The sequence below is a fragment of the Zwartia sp. genome (genome assembly GCF_049655405.1).
GTDB lineage: Bacteria > Pseudomonadota > Gammaproteobacteria > Burkholderiales > Burkholderiaceae_B > Zwartia.
Genome location: NZ_JBASJR010000011.1, coordinates 119433 through 133754 on the forward strand (window position 1 = coordinate 119433; position 14322 = coordinate 133754).

General features: G+C 46.1%; 13 protein-coding genes. 6 read left to right on the forward strand and 7 right to left on the reverse strand.

The window, feature by feature from the left end; all coding sequences use genetic code 11:
- The first annotated feature begins 116 nt into the window (after positions 1–116).
- Positions 117–1652, forward strand: a complete 1536-nt coding sequence (locus WBJ47_RS08385) for a glycosyltransferase family 39 protein (protein WP_422244182.1) — start codon at positions 117–119, stop codon at positions 1650–1652.
- Between the two features lie 18 nt (positions 1653–1670).
- On the opposite strand, the gene WBJ47_RS08390 is transcribed toward WBJ47_RS08385, so the two are convergent.
- From WBJ47_RS08390 to WBJ47_RS08410, 5 genes are all read right to left on the reverse strand, one after another.
- Entirely contained in the window at positions 1671–2405 is a 735-nt protein-coding gene (locus WBJ47_RS08390; RefSeq protein ID WP_422244181.1) for a DUF4886 domain-containing protein, read from the reverse strand.
- Positions 2406–2510: 105 nt separating this feature from the next.
- Positions 2511–3560: a chemotaxis protein CheB gene (locus WBJ47_RS08395; protein ID WP_422244180.1), complete on the reverse strand. Its 1050-nt coding sequence runs from the start codon at positions 3558–3560 to the stop codon at positions 2511–2513.
- 18 nt (positions 3561–3578) lie between these two features.
- Positions 3579–5291, reverse strand: coding sequence for a chemotaxis protein CheA (locus tag WBJ47_RS08400; RefSeq protein ID WP_422244179.1), 1713 nt, complete (start codon positions 5289–5291; stop codon positions 3579–3581).
- Positions 5292–5299: 8 nt separating this feature from the next.
- Positions 5300–6760 (reverse strand): methyl-accepting chemotaxis protein, encoded by a 1461-nt coding sequence (locus WBJ47_RS08405; protein WP_424585345.1) that lies wholly within the window; start codon positions 6758–6760, stop codon positions 5300–5302.
- A gap of 48 nt (positions 6761–6808) precedes the next feature.
- Positions 6809–7807 (reverse strand): chemotaxis protein CheW, encoded by a 999-nt coding sequence (locus WBJ47_RS08410; RefSeq protein WP_422244177.1) that lies wholly within the window; start codon positions 7805–7807, stop codon positions 6809–6811.
- Between the two features lie 183 nt (positions 7808–7990).
- Here WBJ47_RS08410 and WBJ47_RS08415 point away from each other — a divergent pair, with 183 nt between their 5' ends.
- Positions 7991–10294, forward strand: a complete 2304-nt coding sequence (locus WBJ47_RS08415) for a GGDEF/EAL domain-containing response regulator (RefSeq protein WP_422244176.1) — start codon at positions 7991–7993, stop codon at positions 10292–10294.
- A gap of 44 nt (positions 10295–10338) precedes the next feature.
- Here the strand turns inward: WBJ47_RS08415 and WBJ47_RS08420 are convergent, their stop codons facing one another.
- Complete coding sequence (locus WBJ47_RS08420; RefSeq protein ID WP_422244175.1) at positions 10339–11304, reverse strand: Bug family tripartite tricarboxylate transporter substrate binding protein; 966 nt, start codon at positions 11302–11304, stop codon at positions 10339–10341.
- A 16-nt stretch (positions 11305–11320) separates the two neighbouring features.
- Here WBJ47_RS08420 and WBJ47_RS08425 point away from each other — a divergent pair, with 16 nt between their 5' ends.
- The 4 genes from WBJ47_RS08425 to WBJ47_RS08440 all read left to right on the forward strand — a co-directional run bounded on the left by WBJ47_RS08425 (position 11321) and on the right by WBJ47_RS08440 (position 13861).
- Entirely contained in the window at positions 11321–12115 is a 795-nt protein-coding gene (locus WBJ47_RS08425; RefSeq protein ID WP_422244174.1) for a maleate cis-trans isomerase family protein, read from the forward strand.
- Between the two features lie 34 nt (positions 12116–12149).
- A complete protein-coding gene (locus tag WBJ47_RS08430; protein ID WP_422244173.1) occupies positions 12150–13148 on the forward strand; it encodes a Bug family tripartite tricarboxylate transporter substrate binding protein in 999 nt (332 codons plus the stop codon).
- Between the two features lie 202 nt (positions 13149–13350).
- Entirely contained in the window at positions 13351–13629 is a 279-nt protein-coding gene (locus WBJ47_RS08435) for a BrnT family toxin (RefSeq protein ID WP_422244172.1), read from the forward strand.
- The gene (locus WBJ47_RS08440; RefSeq protein ID WP_422244171.1) at positions 13583–13861 is read left to right on the forward strand and encodes a BrnA antitoxin family protein; all 279 of its coding nucleotides are present in this window, start codon (positions 13583–13585) and stop codon (positions 13859–13861) included. The genes WBJ47_RS08435 and WBJ47_RS08440 overlap by 47 nt, the downstream gene beginning before the upstream one ends.
- Positions 13862–13931: 70 nt before the next feature.
- On the opposite strand, the gene WBJ47_RS08445 is transcribed toward WBJ47_RS08440, so the two are convergent.
- Entirely contained in the window at positions 13932–14315 is a 384-nt protein-coding gene (locus WBJ47_RS08445) for a VOC family protein (RefSeq protein WP_422244170.1), read from the reverse strand.
- Positions 14316–14322: the final 7 nt, after the last annotated feature.

Consider the following 14322-nt stretch of genomic DNA (forward strand, 5'->3'; position numbering starts at 1 on the left):
GTGTCAATATCATGACGTAGTTGCACGGATAACGGCGTTCTATAAATGTAATACTTGAAATCTTTGTAAATTAGCGACTCTCACGAACGCGTGAATTAAATCGTAGGCGGGGCCACATGCTAGGTAAATTTTCTTTAAAAAATCTTGATGCGAACAACGCCAATCAGTTACGCAAAGTAACACTTGCCTTCATCGCTTTTCATGCGATATTTTGGTTTGTCATCGCGATTCTGAGCCATACTGCCCCTCATAAGGACAGCATCGAAGAGCTCAACTGGTTGCAATACTTCGACTGGGGTTACCCTAAATTTGGCCCCATCGGGACGTGGTGGGTGCATCTCTTTGTCGTGATATTTGGACGTGCAGTCTGGGTGACTTACCTAGCGGGTGTGGTCAACGTGGCCCTAATGCTCTTGGTGGTATGGCGCATTGCCCTACTGGTCACGACTCCCTCGCGCGCATTGATGACAGTCGTCTTGACGAGCTTGGTCGCCTACCACAACGTCAATGGCTTACAAGTCAGCTCTAACCTCATGCAGTTATTCCCAACAGCCTTATTTCTATGGGCTGTTTTACTCGCTGTGCGACACCAAGACTGGTGGCGCTGGGTACTGTTAGGCGTGGCGGGTGCCATCTGTTTGCTGACCAAATACGCTGGAGGTATATGGTTTGCAGTCATGGGCATGTGGTTATTGCTTGATAAACGCTCACACAACCGTCGCGCAATTTTTGGGGTTGGGATTGCGATTGTGGCGGGTGGCATTGCCATGCTTCCACATTTTGAATGGTTGATCCGAGCAGACGCGCCGCCCATCCGCTACATGCAACGCCAATTCGGCGCCGAGGTCAATCACTTTTCAGAGGTCGGTAAATTTTTACTCAGCCAGTTGGGTAAGCTTTCTCCCCTCCTGATTGCGCTCATCGTGATTAATGTGCAATTTAAACGCGATGGCGTGCCAGCCCTACCGCTTCGTGGCGGCTCCAATGCGACGAACGAAGAGCGCTACGTATCATTTACTGCCTTTGGTCCCATGCTCGTCACCTGCGCACTGGGTGCCATCTGGATTGATTTAAATGCAAACTGGGCAACCGCGTACTTTGTTGTGATTGGGCTTTTTGCGATCCGATACATTCCAAAATTCGACACTTCGATCGCGCTCCAGCGAGTGGTTGGTGTCGGACTCGCGATCAACATCGCCTTTGCTTGCTCAGTCGGCCTCTACTACGGCGTACTGATTGACATCATTGGTAAAGTCGGACGTGCAAACTATCCAGCAAAATTGCAAGGTGAGTTGCTGGACCAAGTCTGGGATGCCAAAAAGCGCGGCCCACTCAAGGTGGTCATTGGTGAAACATGGGTGGCAGGTGTCACTTCGGTCATGTCACGTGACCAACCCTTAGTGATGCCCTACGGGATTGCAGCTCAGGCACCCGCCATCACACCCGAACTCATTCAAAAATGTGGCGCGCTGATTGTGCTGGATACCGCAGAAGCCCACCGCCCCTTAACAGACGGCATGAAGGGCTTTCTAGAGCGTGCGACAGAGAAAGGATCGATTCACATGTATTGGAATCGCTATAAAAAGGTTCGCCCCATCGAAATTCAATGGGCCATCATTGAGCCCCAATCACCCGGGGCCTGCAAACCTTAAGTCTTGGGCCTTTGTGCTTTATCGACCGTAGAACTGTTTGACCGTATCCCAAGCCACTTGTTGTAGAAACAAGCGTGTCTTGGGATCAACTTCACCGAAGGCATCAAAAGTATTTCCGACTGGCGATCGATGATAGAGCGCAGCATAAACCGTGGCAGCAGCTAAATAAGTACCTGCTTTTGAAGGGTGACTGCCATCGTAGGCTTTATGCAGCTGCAGGCCAGGATCGCGTTTATAGGCCTCAGCAAACGCCAATCCGACCGGGATGACCAAAGCATTCAGCTCATTTCCCAGCTTGACGTAATAGTCATTATTTTTTTGGACATTCTCTGGCGCCGCCTGTTTGTGTGGTGCGACATAGGAATGCGGCATATACAGCGCGACCTTACCGCCACGCTCAGCAATCAAAGCTGCCGCTGCTTTGGCGGCTTTGATGTGGGTCTCACCTTGCTTGGCGTCGATCGCCGCGCCGCTGTGACCCTGCAAAATCACCAGTTCAAAAGGCTCTTTCACGCCAATTTGTCCCGGTTTGGTTAACCAGTCGATGTTGTGATGATCGAGGCTTGAACCACCAATTGTTGCAGATTTATATTGCAAGGCTTTTGCAAGACCTGGTTGATCAGCGATCACCATATTGCGCAAAAGATTGTGCAGACTGTCGCCGTAATAAAGATAACTATTCCCAATCAACAATAAGCGCTTGGGTGTATCAACCTGAGGACTTTTGACGACTGGCTCCAGGGCCCAAGCCATAGAGCTGAAAATGAAGGCACAAAAAAGAATGAAGGTTTTATGTAAGTAAGGTGCATGGTGTCGCATGTCTATGTCTCCAGATTAGTATTCAAAGCTTAACGCAAACTACACTAAACCGTTGAAATAGTGAGCAATTTCTTTGGGCGGCTGCACGTTGCACACCACTCCCGCATGAAGCGCGACCGCAGGCATGCCATAAATAATGCTGGATTCTTCGTCTTGCGCGATCGTGTCACCCCCACAGTCAAAAATTGACTTCATCCCTGCCGCACCATCTCTCCCCATACCACTCAGCAAGACACCCAGCACCGCACTATCAAAGACTTTTGCTGCAGAGCGAAATAACAGATCAATGCTTGGACAATACGTATCGCTCACCTCAGGAAGCGACAATACAAAAGACCCATTGTTTGCAAACGTCAGATGCTGACCCTCTGGCGGAAAGTATAAGTGTCCTGGCAAAGGAAACTCTCCTGCTTTGCCTATGCCAATCACCAAAGAAGTCAGACTAGACAGCCAAGTGATCATGCCATTTAAAAACCCCTGGCTAATATGCTGAATGCATACGATTGGGATAGGAAAGTGACTTTTAAGCCTAGGCAATAAAACCTCCAAAGCCTGAGGGCCTCCAGTCGATGCACCCATCACAATCATCTTGGGTGCGCTGGTATTACCTAACCTTCGAGAAGTACCAGCATAAAAGGATGGATGTTTGTTTGCTTTCCTGATGTAACGAACTCCGTTAAGAATACGAATCCGTTCAACTAGTTTTTTGCCATCCTCATTGCCGATCAACCCGCCATTGACACGAGGTTTGGCCATCACGTCGATCGCACCTGCAGACAATAATTTGAAAATATTATCAACTTGATCCGGTTGGACAGAAATACTGAGCACCAAGATAGGACATGGATAAAGCTTAATCGCCCTCTCAATAAACTCTAAGCCGTCCATCACTGGCATATGATAATCAGTACAAATCACGTCGGGCTTTAAAACCGGTAATACGTTGAGCGCCTCGACACCATTGAGAGCCGTGCCAACCACTGCTGTGTGAGGATCAGCATCTAAGACCGATCGAATGATCCGCAATTGCAACAAGGAGTCCTCCACAAGCAGAACTCGAATGGGCGACGCTTCATGATTGTTTGGCATCGCTTTAGGCTCTCAATTTCAATCTGATAAGCGAGCCAAGTCACTCTTTAACGTGTCGACAGACACGACATGGCCTTGATGAATACTTTTCGCAAGATCGGTCGCATTGAGTACTGCGCACACCAAACCCGAATCTAAAATAGTGACACCCGACACGTATCGAAGTCTTTTCATAGGAAGCGGCAAAACCTTGATCACGATATCTTCTTCTCTGTGAATCTCGTCAACCAGCAAGCCCACCTTCCAATCACCAAATTTAATCATGACGCAAATCATCGAGGTATCTGACTCATATGTCCGTGGCCTTTTGCCAAGCACAACACCCAACCGACAGACTGTAATGACTTCGTCGCCATGATAAAAATAATGTCGGTCTTCGCGGACCAATAAATCACGCGACTTCACAATTTTTGAAAAGTAGATGGCTTCACAAGGAAAGGCGTAAATCTCACCCCACTCCTTAAAAATCATGACACGTGTAGAGGTCAGCGATACAGGTAGTGTCAGTGTAAACACCATACCCCTTCCAGCATGCGAATCCATATCCAAGGATCCACGCATTTGTTCAACAGAAGCACGGACGACATCTAACCCAACACCGCGGCCTGATATTTCGGTAATCCGCTGACTAGTTGAAAAACCGGGTGTCATCAATACATTTTTTAACTGAGCCTCATCCAACGCTGAGGCCTGCGCATCTGAAAACAAATGACGTTTCACACTTTGTTGACGAATCGCTTCCATATCCAAACCACGTCCATCATCACTCAGTTCGATACGAACATGGCTGACGTCTTGACTGATTTTGATTAATATTTTTCCCACGGAAGATTTTCCAGCCCGAAGACGAATCTCTGGGTCTTCTATGCCGTGGTCGATGGCATTACGCAGCATATGCATCAAAGGAGACTTCATTTCTTCTATGATTCTTTTGTCCGCAACGGTCGTCTCTCCCTCGAATAAAAGTTCGACCTGCTTGCCTTGGGCGGCCGCAAGATCATGAACCATGCGTGGAAACTGCTCGAGCAGCGTCGAAATCGGCAATAAGCGAAGACCTCTGATTCCACCTTCAATTTCCTCAGTGATGACGCTGAGTCGACTGGCATCCTCAAGCAACTTAACCCGCAACTGCTGAGCCTCGAAGATCAATTGATCTTTTGAAATATCGCCACCAGAAAAACGTTGGATACTTACCTCAAAATCTCTATGCCATTTCAACAGACGACTTCGACTCACAACCAGCTCCCCCGCTTGACTCAAAAGGAAATCTAGTTTTTTGGCATCTACCCTGAGTGTATCGATATGAAATTCTTGGGAACTATACGGCTCTACATGAATGGCTACTTCAGCCGAGACAGTCGATGGCACAATCGGGGCAGGAGTGGGTACGGACACTTCGCAAGGAACATCAACCACCTCAGCGACACGATGACGGATGAGATCTAGGATGGCCAATTGTGGCTTGATCACTTCGGCTGTGATGAGAAGCTGACCACTTCGGGCAGCACCGAGCATATCCTCTACGCCGTTTGCGAGCCCCTGAATATCAATCAAGCCAAGCATTCTAGCTGCACCCTTCAAACTATGTGCCTCTCGAAATACTTCTTGAATCATCAACGGATCATCAGGCTTTTTTTCCAAACTGAGTAAACCAGCATCCAGTTTTTGTAGGTGCTCAGCACTCTCAATGCGAAAAAGATTCCGAAGTTCAACATCCTCGATGATTGGCATGATGCGAGCTAAACAATTGACCGAAGCCGATTCGCCACTTGAGTGAGCGCATCGACACCCGCTCTGGCCTGAGAAGTGCCCAGTACCATTTCTCTTGAACCATTATTGATGTTTTGCATCGCCTCATTGATTTGCACTAAGGCGGCCGCCTGTTGCTTACTATTGAAAAGCACTTGCTGAGCGTTCTGGAAAACGCCCTCAGAGATGAGGCGTAACACCTCAAAAGCTTTCGCTGCTTTGATCACACTATCAGACACCAGGAGCGTTGTTTTAGAACCCTCTTCAGCCGTCATCACCATGGCGTTAGTCGCTTTTTGAATATCCGAGACAATTTGTCCGGATTTTTCAGCAGACTGTTTACTTTGGTCTGCAAGCTTACGAATTTCGCTGGCCACTACGGCAAAACCCCTGCCGTGCTCACCGGCCCTTGCAGCTTCAACGGCAGCATTGAGTGCCAACATATTAGTCTCACCCGCGAGCTCACCGACTAGTTTTGAAATATTTCCGATTTGTCCCGCTTGATCAGACAAATTCAATATTTGCTTTGCGATTGCACTCATTTTTTCTTCGAGCTGCAACATATCTGCTTGGCTCCGACTGACTAGCTCCAATCCCATTAAGGTTGTTTCCTGAGCCGATTTTGCCGCCTTTGCGGCGGACTCAGCCTGCTCAGAAGACAAACGCGCAGAAGAGACCAACTCCTCAACCGTGCTTGTCGTCTGAGAAACCGAAGAGCCTTGTTGTGTCACGGCTTTTTCATGTTGCGCGAGCGTGGTCGCGATTGACGTTGCAGAGGCGGAAACTTGACTTGAATTATTAAAAATATCTTTACTGAGAAAAATCGAAATCATCAAACCAAATAAAATCAATATCAAAATAGCCGAAAGTGATCCAACCAGCACAATTGTCTTGGCGTTTTCAATATTCGCTGTGATTTGATCGCGCAGATCATCGCGATCTTCTAAATCTAAATTGGCAAAGTTTGCGGCCAATAAATCTCCATCTCGTCCAATTCTGACACTTTTCCCCGTTTTAAAAACGTCAAGTGCTTCTTGCGCTTTACCTTCATCAACCAATCGGATAATCAAACCATTACTCTCCTTAACAGAGAGATATAGACTATGCAGGACTTTTAATTTTTCATTGAATTCAGGTGAATAACTACCTTGCTTGAGTTGAGCAAATAAAATATCAACTTGCTCCTGAGCATCATCGTAAGCCTTCCGTGCATAGGCATCGCGGGTTTCGCCAAACAAAAGATAGCTATATGAGCCTCTCTGCATGCGCGTGATATTTTCACTAATTTTAAAAATATCAGGGGTGAAGTTCGCTGTCGCATTCAACGTATGCGATTTCTCCAACGCTTCACTCATCTTGTATTGGTTGAGCCCCACAATCAATAAGAGAACCAGTAACGGGATTGAGTAACTCAGCAACATCCGCCAGCGAAGTGTGATTTTATTAAACATGATGTTCCTTTAACTTCTCAATGGCTTGATGACTGCGTCATGACTCGCTTATACATGCTCATCAATTTCAAGTAGACCTTTAGTAAAAAATGCTTCGACATCGAGTATTCCAGCGATCCCCTGGTTCACTTTCAGTAGAGATTTACACCGCACGTGCTGGTCCTCAACATTTTGAACAGCCGTAACAAATATTTTTTCAAAGTATTGAAAGCAAATGATTTTTTGAACAGCTAATGCCAATTTCAAAGATTGAAAACTTAAAATAACAAGATCCTTTTGTTCCTCAATATTCTCAGTAATCAAAAAGTCAGTCATATCAATGACAGACAATATCTCTCCACGCAGATTTATCACGCCCATTAGGTAGGCAGGGCAACAAGGCAATACAGCAAATTGCTTTAAATGAGTCAACTCAGCAATGTATTGAACTTCGATTGCATATTGAACTCCGCCAATGAAGACCAGCACAAATCCCAATTTATTTTCATTCTGATCATGTGTAACAGGCGTTGAAAATTGACACAGCCTTGTACTTGATGTCTTACCATCATGCGTACTTGATTTTTCACTGACGGCATTGTGGGATTGAATACCTGGTTGAAATATTTCCTGTCCAACTTCAAACGACAATACATTCTGCAAATTGAGTAATTGATAAATCTCACCGTCTTGCTTGATTTCCCCTTCTATCATTGCAGAGTATGAAGTGTTGAAATCTTTAGGTATCGTCATCTTGCGCTTGAGCACAGAGGTCTCGACTACCTCAATCAAATCTAAGACTGCATCTACCAAAATGCCACAACGCATTTCAGGCATACTTACCACAATGAGCTGCGTTAAGTGGTCGTAGTCTCTAGCCGGATGCTTAAACCGCAATCCCAAATCCAGCACATGAACAATCTCCCCATGCCAATTCACACTACCGACAAACCATGGCGGTGCCGCTTCGACGGGAGACAGTTGAGGCAACCAGTAAACACCTTCCACATGAACAACCGCGATGGCGTAACGCACGGACACTGACTCACAGATGAGATAGCTGCGCATCAACGCTCTACGCTTAAAAAAGTAAAAGATGCTTACTTGTACTTTTTTTAAACATTATTCTCTGTGTGGTATCGCACATACAAATAAAAACATCCAACGCATAGTGACCAGAATTATCTTTGGATAATATTTTTTATTCTCATCAAAAAATTTTTTTAGTTCAACTTTTTGTAATGACACCCCATGCCTAATGCGTTGAGTCATTTCGACATCCTGATTGTCGAAGACAGTCCGATACAGGCTGAGATGCTGCGTCGATTTCTTGTCAGCAATTCACTGACATGCCTCATTGCGACCGATGGAGAGGCGGGTCTACTTGCAATTAAAAATATCAAACCTGATTTGATTATTAGCGATGTACAAATGCCTGTACTTGATGGCTATCAAATGTGTGAAAGAATCAAATCAGATCCTGACACACAGAATATTCCAATTATTTTATTGACTGCCTTGTCAGATCCTATTGACGTCATCCGCGGATTGAACGCAGGAGCACAAGCCTATCTCACTAAACCTTATGACAATGAAAGATTATTGATACAGGTCCGGAGACTCCTTAACGCTCTTCCTCAAGAGAGTCATTTGCTCGATGATTCGCCCCTTGATGTTGAAATCAATCAAACACACTACAGCGTTCATGCCGGCCGTGAACAAATTTTACAAATGCTTGTTTCCACGTATGACAACGCTGCGTATCAAAATCAGCTTTTACGTAAACTCGAAGAAGATCTCAACACTCTTAATCAACAGCTAGAGAATAAAGTTGCTGAAAGAACCGCTTTACTGACAGAGCAAGAAAAACGGGCGCGAGATGCCGAAGCACGATACCGCACTCTTTTTGCTCTTTTACCTGAGGGTGCTGGACTGATTACAACAGATCAGTGGACATTCATTGAGTTTAATGATGTCGCTTGTGGTCAGCTTGGATATTTGCGTCATGAGTTTGAAAATCTCTCTTTTCTAGATCTGATTGCGCCTATCGAAAAGAGTGTTGTGACAGAACGCTTGAAACAAGCATTAACGTATCCTCAGTTTACGTTCACCACAAAACTTTTATCCAGGGATGGTCTCCTCATTGATGCGGATATTCGTACACGCCAAATAGAAATCGAAGGTCAGATTTTATTGAACTGTATTTTGCGCGATATGTCGGATATCAATCGAGCGAGGCAAATGGAAAGGGATTTGGAACACAATGCCACGCATGACCTCATCACCGACCTCCCTAGCAAAACAATTTTGCTTGAAACGCTTGTGCAATCTATTCATTTGGCCAAAAAGAAAAATAGTGAAATTACACTTTTTGCCATTGATCTGAGTCGCTTAAATATGATTACCGCAAGCCTTGGACACTCCGCTGCAGAGGCCATTCAAGTTGAGCTTGCAGATCGTCTGAGGTCTATCCAGCCAAAGGCTAGTTTGGTCGCTAGAGTGCACAATCAAAATTATATATTGATCGTGGATGGATCAATTGACCCCAGTCCGCTTAAAGAGTTATTACTTCGCATTTCCAAAGCAACGAACTCTCCCTTTTTATGGAATGGTTCAAGTTTGGAGTTAGAACCTTATATGGGCATCAGTATTTATCCCAAGGATGCTCAAGATGCTGAATCTCTCCTCCAGGCTGCGGAGGCTGCACTTTTTGAGGCGAAAAAGAGTACTAGAAAGTCAATCGTACTCGCCTCACCTGAGTTGAACGAACAAGTTGAAAACATGATCCGCAAGGAAAATGTATTACGTAGTGCCTTTGCCAGCGGTTGGATGGAAATGTTTTATCAACCCCGAATTGATTTAAAAACGGGGAAAATCTCAGGTGCAGAAGCCTTAATTCGATGCCGCGATCCTGAAAGAGGCATTATTCCCCCAAAAGACTTTATCCCGCTTGCCGAAGAGATTGGACTGATTGGTCCAATCACCATATGGGCTCTCGACCATGTCTGCCAACAACAAAAGAAATGGCTAGATGCCGGCATCCAGATTGTTCCAGTCTCAGTCAACCTCGTCGCAGAACAATTTCTTGATGACCAAATCGTCACGATTCTTAAACAAAATTTAGAGAAATATCATCTATCTCCCCATTATCTTGAAATAGAACTTACTGAATCTGCTGCGATGCAAAATCCAGAAAAAACTGCTGATTTGTTGAATCAAATACAAGCGCTTGGCATCTTGATTGCAATTGATGACTTTGGTACTGGCTATTCTTCACTCGCCTATTTAGAAAAATTTCCAATCAATATCTTGAAAATTGACATTTCCTTTGTTCAAGGCGTCACCACTGACCCACATTCGGCAGCGATCACAAGTGCCATTATTGCCATGAGCAAAGCGCTGCAATTTTTAATTGTGGCCGAAGGCGTTGAAACGGACGGACAGCGACAGTTTCTCAGCCAACATCAATGCGAAGAAGGACAAGGTTATCTTTTCTCAAAACCATTGCCCGTCAATGATTTTGAGAGTCTTTTAGTCAGTGACATCACGTATTAACGGTAATTCCATCTAGCCATGCGCACGTGATGTGCTCAGCCTATTTACTGTAGTGTGATTTTGTTGGCCTTGACCACCTCTCTCCACTGCTCAAGATCTGAGGCGATTGTCTTTCCAAAAGCTGAAGCCGTGGTCCCCTCGGGCTCGAGTCCACTCTCGCGTAATTTTGTTGCAATAGACGGAATCTGAAGAATTCGAATCATTTCCTTTTCAATCCGTGCCACCACCTCAGGAGAGGTTCCCGCTGGCGCCATCAAGCCCCACCATGGGTTCACTTCAAATCCTGGCACGACCTCAGCCACCGCTGGCACGTTTGGCAAAATGCTCGATCGCTTCACTGTCGTGACGGCAATCGGGATCAATCGTCCTGCATCAATGTGAGGTTTAGCGAGTGAAATATTGACGATGCCAATATCCACTTGCTTTCCTAACAGATTAGTAATGACAGGTGCTGCCCCTTTAAATGGGACATGCAACAAATCCACTTTACCCTTGAGCGCAAGTAACTCACCCGCTAGGTGTGTCGTACTACCTGGTCCAACCGAGCCGTAGGACACTTTTCCAGGATTGTTGCGTGCATATTGCATCAGCTCAGGTAACGTTTTTGCTGCAAACTCTGGATGCGTCAAGATGACCAGCGGTCCCGAAACCAGCTGTGTAATGGGCACAAAGGCCTTGAGTGGATCTAAGGTTGTCGCGGGATATAGGACAGGATTCATCGCAATCGGACCCAAATTTGCAATCAGCAGCGTATAGCCATCGGGGTTCGCTTTTGCGACGACATTCGAGGCAATCGTCCCGTTTGCACCCGCATGACTTTCAACTATGATGGGTTGTCCAAGGGATTGTCCAAGCTGGTCGAACATTGGTCTCGCAATCGTGTCACCAAAGCCACCCGCCGCATAGGGATTAATCATGCGGATTGGTTTTGTAGGCCAGTTTTGTGCAACCGAAGTGTTCAACAACAAAGCCCCGATCATTGCAGCTGCGTAACGTATTGTTTTGTTCATAGTGAGAGTCTCCAAAATGCCTGATTTAACTGATGAAGTCGAATATGGTGCACGTGGAACACTAGGTTTGCTCGTCCCTCAGGCAAACACAACAGCAGAGCCTGAGGTGCAGGCGATGCTTGATACAGATATTGCACTATTGACGGGTCGCCTGACAAGCCCACAGCCTGAAATGAAAGAACGTCTGGTTGATTTTCTAACTGGAATCGATGGCTTTATTTCTACGTTTGCCAATGCGCCCTTAAATGGTATCGGGTTTCTGATCACCGGCTCAACCTACCACCTCACCCCCGAACAAGAGGACGCACACTTTGATCTCTTGGGCGCACGCTATGGTTATCCAATCGTGTCTGCGGCTCAATCCATACGCCGTGCCTTTCAATGTCTGGGTGTGGAACGCATCGCACTCGTCAGTCCCTATCCAGACTGGCTCACTCAAAAAAGTATCGCATATTGGAAACGCTGTGGTGTCGAAATCTGTGCCGTCGAAGCGCCAGACACCCCGGGTGGGTTTCACAATATCTACATGATGCGCAATGATTCGGTTCTCTCAGCAGCCAAACGACTGTTAGTGCACAAACCAGATTTAATTTTGCTTGCGGGCGCTGGTATGCCAACACTTGGACCTATCATGGCGCTCGCAGATTTAGGTATGTCAGCGATTTCGTCCAATTTTTGTATGGCCTGGCAAATCAATCAAATGGCAAAGGGCGCACCAGATGAAACCGCGGCGTTAAAAAAGTTACTTCAGAGTGACGCAATGTGGCGCAATCGGCTGCTCGAACGTTTTCCGACTGTTCGAACCGTTTAAATAAAATATATCAACAAAAATCAGGAGACAAACAATGCTTTCACGTCCTACTTTTAAGCAATTTGCAATCAAGCTCGGAATTATGAGTTCGTTTTTTTTAAGTACTGCAGCCATACTTTCCGCTCACGCCCAAGACTACCCAAACCGCCCCATCACCTTGCTCGTGGGTTTTTCCGCAGGCGGACCAACAGACAGCGCTGCAAGAGCCGTTGCAGACCAGATGAGTAAGCAATTAGGTCAGCCTGTGCTGATCTCTAATAAACCAGGCGTAGGTGGACTAATCGCTGCCAAAGAAATGATGGCCTCCAAGCCAGATGGCTATACGCTCTTTTTAGCTTCCAATTCATTTTTCAGCCATGGTCCGGCGCGCTACGAGTCAGTCAGCTATGACTATGACAAGGACTTCACACCTGTAGGTGGGGTCTCCGGATACCCCCATGTGCTGATTGTCTCTGCCAACAGCCCATTCAACAGTGCCAAAGAGCTATTCGCCTTTGCAAAAGCGAACCCTGGCAAACTCAATGCTGCGAGTGTCGGCTTTGGGAATGAAATCGCTCTAGCGTGGATGAGTAGTCTGGGAAAAATGGATCTCACATCAATCCCCTACAAAGGTGCCGCTGGCGTGATCAATGATTTAAGTGCAGGCAGACTAGATATGGCTTTGGTTGCGCCATCACTCGCCTTTCCCTTGGCCGACAATAGCAAAGTGAAAGTGTTGGCCACTACACGCAAGACTCCCATCACGGATCAGCGCAAACTCATGAGTATCAGTGAATCAGGACTCAATGGCTTTGACTTTTATGTATGGAACGGCATCGTCGCACCAGCTGGTACACCTAAACCTATCTTGCAAAAGCTAGGCGCAGCTTTGGAAAAATCTCTCCAACAGCCCTCTTTGATTCGCCAATTCGAAACTGCGTTTTTGAATGCAGAGCCCATGAACGATCAACAACTCACTAAAGCTTTCCGGACGGAATTGGCGGTCTCGAAAAAAGTATTGAAGGATGCCAATATTCCTCCTCTTAAACAGTAAATACAACATCAGTCATTTCGAAAATCCATCAGCACACGTTTCAATACCTTATCGGTGTTGCAACGTGTGCTGAGTTATTTGGGTTCTATAAAAATAGGACTTTTTTGTCATATTGCACCTTTCGAACCTCCCAATGCAGAATATGAGCTTAGCCAGTACTTATAGGCTGACACATTGTATTTAATGGGGGTACAATAAATAAGTGGAAATTCAATTCGACCAAGAAAAACAAAAAATTACTTTTCTTGAGCGTGGTTTAGATTTTGCGCGAGCCCTAGAAATATTCGAGGGTTTACATTTCACGGCTCAAGATATGAGATTTGCATACGAAGAAGACAGATTCATCACAGTAGGTTTGTTAGATAGCCGCTTAGTGGTTTTGGTCTGGACACCTCGCGGCGAGGCCCGCCGTATTATCAGCATGAGGAAAGGAAATGACCGCGAAAAAGCGCTCTACACCCGCCACTTGGAAAGATCCTGATGATGCACCGGAGTTGACTGAGGTTTTTTTCAAGTCAGCCGATCTGTACAAAGGCACTAAGTTAAAAACGCGTGGCAGACCTAAGTCCGTCACACCTAAAGAACCCGTAAAACTTCGCTTAGATGCGGATGTACTTGCAGCACTTCGTGCGAGTGGTGAGGGATGGCAAACACGTATTAATGATGCATTGCGTGCATCACTCGTATTAGCCGGTCAACTGAAGACGAACTAAAAAAATAAACATTTCCAAAAAAATAGCAGCCAGTGGCTGCTATTTTCATATCGTGAGCATCTGTTCCGCTTTACTTAGGTACCCTGAACATCGCGCAGATTTTGTTCCCGATCGGGTCGCGCAAATAAGCGAGATACATTTTCCCAGCGGGTCCTTCACGATAGCCTGGAGGATCTTCACAGGTGACGCCACCATTCGTAACGCCAGCCGCATGGAAAGCATCGACTTGCTCAGCTGTTTTTGCCATAAAACCGATCGTGCCACCATTGGCAGGCGTCGCAGGCTTGTTATCCAAAGGCAAGGTAAACGCAAAGACACCTGTCGGACTTCTGTAGAAATAACGAATATCGCGATTGAGCACACCTGGGGCGATCCCTAACGCGCCAAGGGCCGCATCGTAAAACTTTCTTGATGCTTCTAAATCATTCGCACCAACCATCACGTGACTAAACATAATATCT